Here is a 10,276-nt window from a genome sequence, read left to right as displayed (position 1 = left end):
GTCCTGCGGCGTCGCGACGCGCGTGTTCCCGCCGATGAGCGGTCCGAGCGTGGCGGCGGCCTTCTCGCTGTCGTAGAGCTTGACCGCGAAAATCACCAGATCGACGGGACCGATGTCGGCCGGCGCGTCGCTCGCGGACACATTGGACAGCAAGATGTTACCGAGGTCGCTTTGAATGCGCAGGCCGCTCTGGCGCATTGCCTGCAAGTGGGCACCGCGAGCAATGAAGCTGACCTCGCCCCCCAGCTCGGCGAGCCTGGCGCCGACATAGCCGCCGATGCCGCCCGCTCCCATCATTGCGATCCGCATGCCGTCCCCTCGACGCCCGCCGCCGCGATCGGCCGCACGAAGCTCCCACCGACCAGGTCAATATTAGCATTTCCTTGAATACACAGCCAGCCGGACCGGGGCGGATATTCGGCGGCAAGCAGATCGCGACTAGCCGCTGTCGGGCACGATCTGCATGATAACCTGGCCGGGCGTGATGACGCCTGGACAGCAAGCGACCCTAAGCGCTTTCGGCCTGCCTTACTCCCTGAAGGCGCGGCTGATCTGGTCCTGCAGCGGCTTGACCAGATAGGAGAGCACCGTGCGGTCGGCGGTCTTGATGAAGGATTCAACCGGCATGCCGGGAACCAGCTTGACCTGGCCGAGGCGCGCCACCTCCGCGCTCGTGGTGGCGATGCGCACGGTGTAGTAGCTGATGCCTGTGCGCTGGTCTGTGGTGGTGTCGGGCGAGGTGCGCTCGACCGTGCCGTTGATCTGCGGCGTGGTGCGCTGGTTGAAGGCCGAAAAGCGCAGCGCCGCCGGCTGGCCGACGAACAGCTGGTCGATGTCGCTCGGCGCGATCCTGGCCTCGATCGCCAGGCTGTCGCTGTCGGGCACGATCTGCATGATAATCTGGCCGGGCGTGATGACGCCGCCGATCGTGTAGGCGATCGACTGCTGCACGACACCGTCCTGCGGCGCGCGGATGTCGATGCGCCTGAGTTGGTCCTCGGCGGCGACCTTGCGCTCCATCAGTTCGCCGATCTTGGCGTCGATCTCGCGCAGATCCTTGTTGACCTCGGTGCTGAGATCGAGATCGACCTGGATGATCTGCAGGTTGATCTCGGCGATCCTGCCTTCGGCCTGCGCCAGCGCCGCCGTCAGCTGGCCGCGCTCGCCGTCGAGCCGCGTCGCCTCGCGCTCCATCGCGGTCAGCCGGTCGATGGAGATCAGCCGCTTCTTCCACAGCGCGCGCAGGCTGACGAGCTCCTCGCCGACAAGCACGATCTCATGCGACTTGGCATCGGCCTGGGCTGTGTCGCCGCTGATCTCCTTGCGCAGCTGCTCGATGCGCTCCCTGAGCTGGCCCTTCTGGCCGGAGCGCGCCGCCCGCCGTGTCTCGAAGAGCTGCTTTTCGCCGGCGATGATCTCGGCCACCACAGCATCGCCGCCCCGGTCGAGCAGGGCCTTCGGAAAGGCGATCTGACCGGCGCCCTGGCGCTCTGCGTCCAGCCGCGCCTCGCGCGCCGACAACTGGTCGAGCGCCTTGGTGACCACGGCGAGATTGGCGGCCGGCATGGTCGGATCGAGGCGCACCAATAGCGCGCCCTGTTTGACGCGGTCGCCGTCATGGGCGGCGATCTCGCCGACGATGCCGCCGGTCGAGTGCTGCACCTCCTTGACGTGGGAATCGACGACGAGAACCCCCGACGCGATGACCGCCCCAGAGATTTGCGTCAGCGCGGCCCAGCCGCCGACGCCGCCGACCAGCAGCGCGACCGCGCCGAGGCCGAGAAGCGTGTGGGCGCGAATGGACTGGTGAGAGGTGGCGCGCATCCCTCACTCCCCGGCCGCCGCGGCGCCAGAGCGCGGCGGCTCCTCGGTGGCGAGCCTCAGCCGCGGCACGCCGGCCACCGTTGCCACCGCCGGCTGCGGCCGCGGGAACAGCCGGGCGAGAACGTCGTCCTTGAGGCCGAAAGCCTGGATGCGGCCCTGGTTCATTGCGAGGACGAAATCGACGGTGGCGAGCGCGCTCGGCCGATGCGCCACGAGGACGACGATGCCGCCGCGCTGCCGCACCAGGAGGATCGCCTGGAACAGCGCCTGCTCGCCCTCGGCGTCGAGATTGGAGTTCGGTTCGTCGAGCACCACCAGGAAGGGATCGCGATAGAGCGCGCGGGCGAGCGCGATGCGCTGGCGCTGGCCGGCCGAGACCGCCTCGCCGAGCTCGCCGATCTCGGTCTCGTAGCCGTCGCGGAAGCCGACGATGAGATCATGCGCGCCGGCGGCCCTGGCGGCGGCGATGACCAATGCCGGATCGGCGTCCGGCTCGAAACGGGCGATGTTCTCGGCCACCGTGCCGGCGAACAGCTCGACGTCCTGCGGCAGGTAGCCGATGAAGCGGCCGCGATCCTCCTGCGACCACTGGTCGAGGTCGGCGCCGTCGAGCCGGACCCGGCCCGCCGCAAGCGGCCAGGCGCCGACCAGCGCCCTGACCAGCGTCGACTTGCCGGAGCCGCTCGGCCCAATGATGCCGACGGCATGGCCGGCCTCGAGCGCGAAGCTCGCCTCATGCACCAGAAGCCGCTGGGTTCCTGGCGCGGCGATGCTGACGATCTGCATGAAGATATGACGGGCAGGCATCGGCAGGGCCATCGGCCGGGCGTCGGCCGGCATGGCGGCGAGCATCCTGTTCAGCCGCTGCCAGCCTTGCCGCGCGGTGAGGAACCCCTTCCAGTTGGCGATGACCAGGTCGACAGGGGCCAGCGCACGGCCGCTGAGGATCGAGGCGGTGATGATGATGCCGGCCGTCGCCTGCTGCTCGATCACCAGCCAGGCGCCGACGCCGAGCATGGCCGATTGAAGAAGCATGCGCAGCATCTTGGAGACGGCGCCGAAGCCGCCGGCAATGTCGCTGACGCTGCGCTGCTCGGCGAGATAGTCGCGGTTGGCCTCCTCCCACTTTGCGGCCATGCGGCCGCCCATGCCCAAGGCCGCGATCACCTCGGCATTGCGGTTGCCGGCGAGCGTCAGGCCGTTGCGCACGATGCCGGTCTGCGTGCCTGACGTGACCGGCTTGCGCGTCAGCCGCTCGGCATAGACGGTGAGCAGCACCAGCACGATCGCGCCGACCAGCGCGGTCAGGCCGAGAAGCACGTGGAACATGAAGATGATGGCCAGATAGAGCGGCAGCCACGGCAGGTCGAACAGCGCGGTCGGGCCGCTGCCCGACATGAAGGTGCGCACGCTGTCGAGATCGCGCACCGGCTGCATGTTGTCGCCACCGCGCCCAAGCTTCAGTGGCAGCTTCAGCACGCTGGCATAGACGCGGGCACCGAGCGCCTCGTCAAGCGCGGTGCCGATGCGTACCAGGATGCGGCCGCGCACGAAATCGAGCACGGCCTGGCCGGCATAGAGGATGGCGACGAGCAGGCTGAGGCCGATCAGCGTCGGCACGCTGCGGCTGGGCAGCACGCGGTCGTAGATCTCGAGCATGTAGATCGAGCTCGAAAGCATCAGCACGTTGAGCACGCCGCTGAACAGGGCGATGGCGGCAAAGGCCGAGCGGCAGGAGCGCATGGCCGCTGCGAGTTCCGAGCCCGGCGGCCGGGTGCCGGGCCTTGCCGTCGGACGCCGCACGACACCGGCAACGGCGTCAGCGCTGCCGGGCGCACGCAACAAGGCAAACGCGCCGGCGCCCGCCAGCGCCGGTGGGATCAGCCAGACCCAGGCCGGCAACGCGCCAATCGCGCCGGCCAGGGCGAGCAGAATGGCGCAGGCGATCAAGCCGAGACCGGGAAGCCTCGCCTGCGCCAGATCGAAGATGGCGGAACCCTTTGCCATGCCAATTCACGCGGCAACGCAGCAGAGAGGTGCCGGCCGAAAGGCCGGACGCCAGCTCATTTGATGCCCGTCAGGCCTCCCACCTCGTGCAGCGTCAGCCAGAACTGGTCGAGCGTGTTGGGATGCTCGTCGATGATGGTGGTGCCATTGAACCAGCCGACGTTGCCGCCCGGCCCCGAGGTCACCAGTTGATCCTGGTTGAACCACATCAGCGCGTTCTTCAGGCCCTCGCCATTGGCTTCCTGGCCGCCGTTCCAGTCGGCAATGCCGGATGCCGGGTCGATGACGTCGACATATTTGTTCCAGGCGATCGAGCTGGTCTTCACCGCGGGGCCCGCCAACGCCGTGCCGGCGCCGTTGGTGTCGATGAAGCCGTCATTGTTGCTGTCGAGATTGACGCCGAGGCTCGCCCAGGCGCCCTGGCCCTTCAGCCACATCACAGCTTCGTCGATCAAGTTGAAGGGCTGCGCCACGCCGTTGTCGATGTTGAGCTGGGCGGCGATCGCCTGCTGCAGCATGATGACGCGCGCGTCGCCGCTGGTCGAACTTGATTCAATGGATTTTGCCAGGGAGATTGAAATCCACAGGTTGTGGTCGTCGTCGACCAAGCCGTTGTGGTTCGCATCCCCAAGCAGCAGGTATTTGCTCTCGTCGACGCCGACGGTGGCTGGGTCGTCGACGCTCGGGTTGACGTCGAGACTGGACAGGACGCCGCTTTTGACGGCGCTCTTGGTGGGATTGCCTTCGTTGCCGGGGATGTTGTCCCAGGCGTCGGTATGACTCCCCCAGAAGCCCTGCGTCAGCGCCTTGTTGGAGTAGCCTTCATAGTCGCTGCTGTCGGTGGCACTCGGCGTGCGCGAATGGCCGGCCGTATCGGTATAGGCATCGGTGGTGGCGGTGGCGTTGTTGACATAGCCGCCGAGCTGCGCGGTGCCGGTGGCCTGGTAGTGCCAGGTCTCGCCGACGTCGAGCAGGCCGTTCTGGTTGGCGTCGCCGGAGTTGAAGCCGCCGGAGAGGATCGCCGCCGGATGGAAATCGTCACCAATGCCAGGAGTGCCGTTGTCGTCGGTCACCACCACGTTCGACAGCGCGACGTTGCCGTCGTTCTTGACGTCGTAGGTCCAGGTCACCGGCTGGCCCTGGAAGATGTTGAGGCCGTGATCGACGCCGTTGGTCTTCTTGTCCAGCGTGATATGCGGGTCGGCGCCGAAATAGCTGGAGGGGTCGGTGTCCTGAGGCGTGGCGGTATGCCCGGCATCGTCGGTGAAGGAGCCGGAGGCGGTGCCGATATTGCTGTAGTCGCCGATGCCGGCGACGCCGGTGCCGGTGTAGACCCAGGCCTCGGTCAGGTCGAGCTTGCCGTCCTGGTTGGTATCGCCAACATTGAAGCCGCCAACGAGATCCGCCGTAACGACTACGCCCTGGTCGTCGGTCACATTGATACCCGACAGGGCGACATTACCCAGATTGGTCACGGTGTACTTCCAGGAGATCGACTCGCCGGCCAGGATGGTCAGCCCGTCGCCCGACGTCGCGCCGTCGACCGTAACCTTGTCGATGTCGATCTTCGGATCGGCGCCGAAATAGCTGGAGCCGTCGCTGTCGTTGACCGTCGTGCCTCCGCCCTCGCCCGACACGGAGCCGATGTTGGAATAGTCGCCCTTTACGGCCGTGCCGGTAGCCGTGAAGATCCAGGTCTCGTCGGTGTCGAGCTTGTTGTCATGGTTGAGATCGCCGACATTGAAGCCGCCGCTGAGCTCGGGCGAGACGATCACGCCCTGGTCGTCGGTCACGACGATGTTCGACAGCGCCGTATTGCCAGTGTTGGTCACCGTGTACTGCCAGCTGATCGGTTCGTCGACCAGCACGACCAGGCCGTCGCCCGACGCAGCGCCGTCGATGGTGATCTTGTCGATGGCGATCGCCGGCTGGTCCTCGGCGCCGCCGCTGAGCGTGGTGGTGCGCCACTCCTCGAAGCCGCCATTCGACCCCGAGAAGCTCGAATAGAGCGTTACGTAGGAATCTGCGGTAACGCCGGCATCGGTGAAGGCGGTGACCGGGATAAGTACCCGGTAGTCGTCCGTTCCCGAGCCGTGGTTGGCGTCGATCAGCGCTTGCGTGGTGGCGAGATCGAAGATCGAGGTGAACCCGGCAAAACCGGCGTTGTAGTCGGCAAGCGTGGCGTCGGCACCGGAGATGTAGATCCTCAGGTCGGTCAGCGAGATCTCGCCGTTGGTGGTGTTGTTGCTTTCGTTGAGGTCCAGCCGGAATTCGATGTAGTCGGTGCCGCCGACATTGATCGGCTGGAGATCGCCAAATTGCAGGCTGTGCGTGAAGGAGGCCTTGTTGTCGAGCACGTTGCCGTTCTGATCGGTGTTGAAACCCTCCTCGACGCTCGTCGCCTGAATGCGCAGGAAGGAATCGTAGTTCCCGGTTCCCGATCCGATGGTCGTTGCTTCGAGAAGCACGCCGCCGCCAATGTCCGCCATGTTACTTCCTCCACAATGTTGCGCGGTCGGCGGCCGAGCCGCCGTCCCCTAGCCCAGTCTGATCGCGGCGCCGGCGCCAAACGTCCGTGGTCCGCGCAGCGCGGCCCTGCCGGCAAGCGATCGTTGCATGAAAAAACGGTGGCAGCCTTGGACGCGAAAAGGACCGGCGAGGAGTCCCCCTTCGCCAGACACAACACCCCCCGGATGGCGGGACAGGCCCGCCGTCGGACTGACTGCTATACTCACGCCCTAAGCCCCGAACCCCCACGCGGTCATCAGCAACCGCTTGGACGTTAATATTTCCCAAACCATACTTTGCAGGTTGCAGTGAGCGCGTCCATATAACCCCGGTTATAGGAACCATCACGATGTCGCCATAAGTAAAATTCGGCGATCACGCGAATATATCTTTTCGAGGATTCTCGCTTTTCCTCGATGGGGGTCGCGACGTTTGCTCAAGCCCGCCAGAGTTTCCCGAGCGCTTCGTTGCGTCGCAAGAACAAAGGCCTGCATCGGCAGGGCGGCTCCTGAGCTTTGCCGTCAATCGCCTCGCATCTTGCTAAGGCACCCGGCCTGGGGTTAACTAAGTAGTTGCTAATATTTGTGCGACCACGCTACTTCCGTCGGCTTGGTTTCACGCTGGGGGTGCAAGCCGCGATCCCGTATCGATTCCGGCATGACAGGAAGCGTCCCGTTTTGGGCACGCAGGGGAGAAGTCACCGTGACCGAACACGGACCAGGGGCGGACTGACGATGGTCGCGACAATCCTCGTCGCCGACGATCACCCGCTGCTGCTGCACGGGCTGACCAGCCTGATCGCCCGCGATCCCGGCTTCAGGATCGTCGGATCGGCGCAAAACGGCACGGCTGCAATGGCGATGATCCGGCAGGAGAAACCGGATGTCGCCGTGCTCGATCTCAGCATGCCCGGCATGAGCGGGCTCGAGGTCGCCGCCGAGATCGGCAGGCAGGGGCTTGCGACGCTTTGCGTTCTCCTGACGGTCGGCGCCTCGCAGGCCCAGCTTTATGACGCGGTCGCGGCCGGCGTTGCCGGCATCGTGCTCAAGGAAGCCGCTATCGACGCGCTCTTGAGATGCCTCCACCGGGTCGCCGCCGGCGGCCGCTGGCTGCCCGCCGAGCTGGTCGGCGAGGCCATGCAAAGCGAGGCGGCGCGCAGGACCAAGTGGCATGACCTGTCGTCGCGGCTGACCAGCCGCGAGTTGGAGATCGCCCGGCTGGTCGTCACCGACAGGCCGAACGGGCAGATCGCCTTCGATATCGGGATTTCGAAGGGCACGCTGAAGATCCACATGAACAACATCTATCGCAAATTGCAGGTCTCCTCGCGGGCCCAGCTTTTGCAGCTCGCCGCCGGCCAGATCGGGCCAGAGGCCCGGAGCGGACGCACGGCAAAAGCCGATTCCGCCGCCGGTCCGAGACTGTTGTCGCGCCCGGCCAAATGAAAACCCGCGTGGGCCGCACAAAGGTCGATGTCGCAAACGCCGCGCTAAGCCTATAATCTCCCCAGCCAGGGAGAGGTGGTGCGATTGCTCGGGACTTTCTTGGGGGGATATTTGCAGCGCTGGGGCAGGCTTTCGCTCGCCCTGCAGTTCTTCATTGCCGGCGGCGTCGGGCTGCTGGCGGCGATGTTTGTGGTCGGGCTGTGGGTCACCTCGCAGATCCGCGAAGGCGTGATAACCAATTCCGCCGCGACCACGGCGCTCTATGTCGACAGCGTGATCGCGCCGCTGCTGCCCGACATGCGCAAAAGCCGCGAGCTCGGCGACACCGTCAAGCGGGCGCTCGACGAAACGCTTGGCCAGGGCGCGCTCGGCAACCGGCTTGTCTCGTTCAAGCTGTGGCGGCGCGACGGCACCATCCTCTACGCCAAGGACCCGACGCTGATCGGCAAGACGTTCGAGCCGAACCCACACCTCATCGCCGCTTTCGCGGGCAATGTCGTGGCCGAGTACAACGACGTCTCAGACGATGTCGAAAACAGGGGCAACAAGACTTTCGCGCAGCCGCTGTTCGAGATCTACAATCCGGTGCGCGAGCCCTGGTCGGGCGAAGTCGTCGCCGTGTCGGAATTCTACGAGGTTGCCGACGAATTCCAGGCGACGCTGCGGGCAGCACTTTGGTCGAGCTGGCTGGTGGTGGCGGGCGCCACGGCGGCGGCGCTGACGCTGTTGTCCGGCATCGTCTTTCGCGGCAGCCGCACCATCGAGACGCAACGCGCCGCGCTCGAGGCCAAGATCGCGGAATTGCAGACGGCGCTGTCGCAGAACTCGTCGCTGCGTCAGCGCGTGCAGCGCGCCTCGCGCCGCGCCACCGCCATCAACGAACGCTATCTCAGGCGCATCGGCGCCGACCTGCATGACGGGCCGGCGCAGCTTGTCGCGCTCGCCGCGCTGAGGATGGACAGCCCGATCCTGCTTGATCCCGCCGCCTCGAGCGAGTTGCGCGAGGCCGAGATTTCGGGCATCCACAAGACTCTCGGCGAGGCGATGCGCGAGATCCGCGGCATCTGCAACGGCCTGGTGCTGCCGCAGATCGAAACACAGGCCGTACCCGACATATTGCGGCTTGCGGTGAAGGAACACGAACGCCGCACAAGCAGCAGGGTGGCGCTGACACTTCCTGCCCGCTTGCCTGAACTCGGCACTTCCGAGAAGATCAGCATCTACCGTTTCGTCCAGGAAGGGCTGAACAATGCCTGGCGGCACGGAAAGGGCAAGGATCAGGCGGTGCGGGCCAGCATGAAAGGCGGCAGGCTGATGGTCGAAGTGATGGACGGCGGACCCGGCTTCGATCCGGGCAAGAGCGAAGGGCTCGGGCTTGCGGGCTTGCGGGAACGAATCGAGAGTATCGGCGGGCAGTTCGAGACGCTGTCCGGGCCGCAAGGCACGCGATTGGTGATTACATTGTCTGTCGAGGAGCAGCCGTGACCGGAACCATCCGCATCGCCATTGTCGACGACCATCCCCTGTTTCGCGAGGGTGTCGCGCGCAGCCTGGGCGAAATCGGCGGCTTCGCCGTTGTTGGCGAAGGCGCCAGCGCCGAGGACGCCGAAAGGCTGGTCCAGACGGTTGCGCCCGATGTCCTTCTGCTCGACATCAGCATGCCTGGTGGGGGGCTCAACGCCGCGGCCACCATCCTGTCCGGCCACCCCGGCCAGAAGATCGTCATGCTGACCGTGTCGGAGACCAATGCCGACGTCGCCCAGGCGCTCAACACCGGCGTGCGCGGCTATGTGCTGAAGGGCGTCGGCTCCAAGACGCTGGCCGAGATCCTCAGCGACGTCGCCGCCGGCCAGAGCTATGTCTCGCCAACGCTGTCGGCGAGACTGCTGTCGGACCTCTTGCAGCCGGCGAGTCGCAAGCCCGATCCGCTCAGCCAGCTCACCGGCCGCGAGGCCGAGATCCTGCGGCTGGTGGCGGAGGGCCTCAGCAACAAGGAGGTCGCCGCCAGGCTTTCGCTGCAGGAGAAGACGGTCAAGCATCACATGACCAGGGTGCTGGCCAAGCTCAACGTGCGCAATCGCACGGAGGCGGCGCTGCTGATGCACGAGGCGAAGGAAAGAGGGCAGTAGGGGAATAAGGCAGTAGGGAACAGGAAATTGTAAAGGCCATGGAGCACACGGCTCCGACTGCCCTACTGCCTCAAAAAATCACCCCCGTCCTGAGGGCGGGGGTGGGTGAGGCACAGAGAGGGGGTAGTTCCCTGCCCTCACAAGGCCAAGAGGCGCGCCAGATCCTCAGGCGTCGCCTTGCGCTCGATGATGGTTCGGCCAAAGGCATCCTCCATCTCGAAGCGGCCGTTCTGGATCTCTTCCTTCATTCCGTCGGGATGGATGACCTTGATAGTGCTGCCATTGATCTCGACCTTGTCTCCGGTCGCCGCGTTGACGTGGCTGTTATGATTGGCGCTGTTGCCGCGGTTTCCGTTATTGTTG

Annotated in this window: 7 protein-coding genes and 1 pseudogene; 3 read left to right on the top strand and 5 right to left on the bottom strand. The window is 65.7% G+C overall.

Features of this window, described 5'->3' with window-relative positions; genetic code table 11:
- The 4 genes from EN742_RS39160 to EN742_RS06140 form a co-directional block, all read right to left on the bottom strand.
- A partial coding sequence (locus EN742_RS39160) for a 2-dehydropantoate 2-reductase (RefSeq protein ID WP_245492257.1) occupies positions 1-309 on the bottom strand: 309 nt, incomplete at its 3' end.
- Positions 310-528: 219 nt separating this feature from the next.
- Positions 529-1,824, bottom strand: coding sequence for an HlyD family type I secretion periplasmic adaptor subunit (locus tag EN742_RS06150; RefSeq protein WP_127406920.1), 1,296 nt, complete (start codon positions 1,822-1,824; stop codon positions 529-531).
- 3 nt (positions 1,825-1,827) lie between these two features.
- Entirely contained in the window at positions 1,828-3,567 is a 1,740-nt protein-coding gene (locus EN742_RS06145) for a type I secretion system permease/ATPase (protein WP_245487786.1), read from the bottom strand.
- Between the two features lie 320 nt (positions 3,568-3,887).
- A complete protein-coding gene (locus EN742_RS06140; protein WP_128332545.1) occupies positions 3,888-6,320 on the bottom strand; it encodes a hypothetical protein in 2,433 nt (810 codons plus the stop codon).
- Positions 6,321-7,073: 753 nt separating this feature from the next.
- On the opposite strand from EN742_RS06140, the gene EN742_RS06135 reads away from it, so the two are divergent.
- The 3 genes from EN742_RS06135 (at position 7,074) to EN742_RS06125 (ending at position 9,913) form a co-directional block, all read left to right on the top strand.
- A complete protein-coding gene (locus tag EN742_RS06135) occupies positions 7,074-7,784 on the top strand; it encodes a response regulator transcription factor (RefSeq protein WP_126055409.1) in 711 nt (236 codons plus the stop codon).
- 111 nt (positions 7,785-7,895) lie between these two features.
- Positions 7,896-9,269 (top strand): sensor histidine kinase, encoded by a 1,374-nt coding sequence (locus EN742_RS06130; RefSeq protein WP_245455515.1) that lies wholly within the window; start codon positions 7,896-7,898, stop codon positions 9,267-9,269.
- Positions 9,266-9,913, top strand: coding sequence for a response regulator transcription factor (locus EN742_RS06125; protein WP_126055410.1), 648 nt, complete (start codon positions 9,266-9,268; stop codon positions 9,911-9,913). The genes EN742_RS06130 and EN742_RS06125 overlap by 4 nt, the downstream gene beginning before the upstream one ends.
- A 137-nt stretch (positions 9,914-10,050) precedes the next feature.
- On the opposite strand, the pseudogene EN742_RS06120 reads toward EN742_RS06125, so the two are convergent.
- Positions 10,051-10,276, bottom strand: a pseudogene (locus EN742_RS06120) (hypothetical protein); the annotation flags it as partial.

Source organism: Mesorhizobium sp. M4A.F.Ca.ET.020.02.1.1 (assembly GCF_004022645.1).
In the GTDB taxonomy this organism is placed as follows: domain Bacteria; phylum Pseudomonadota; class Alphaproteobacteria; order Rhizobiales; family Rhizobiaceae; genus Mesorhizobium.
Note: the sequence above shows the minus strand (reverse complement) of the source record. Positions and strands in the feature narration are given on the sequence as shown.

Excerpts from the sequence above, each read along its gene's own strand:
- EN742_RS06145 (WP_245487786.1), bottom strand. The coding sequence starts at position 3,567 with ATGCGCTCCTGCCGCTCGGCCTTTGCCGCCATCGCCCTGTTCAGCGGC.
- EN742_RS06150 (WP_127406920.1), bottom strand. The coding sequence starts at position 1,824 with ATGCGCGCCACCTCTCACCAGTCCATTCGCGCCCACACGCTTCTCGGC.
- EN742_RS06135 (WP_126055409.1), top strand. The coding sequence starts at position 7,074 with ATGGTCGCGACAATCCTCGTCGCCGACGATCACCCGCTGCTGCTGCAC.
- EN742_RS06140 (WP_128332545.1), bottom strand. The coding sequence starts at position 6,320 with ATGGCGGACATTGGCGGCGGCGTGCTTCTCGAAGCAACGACCATCGGA.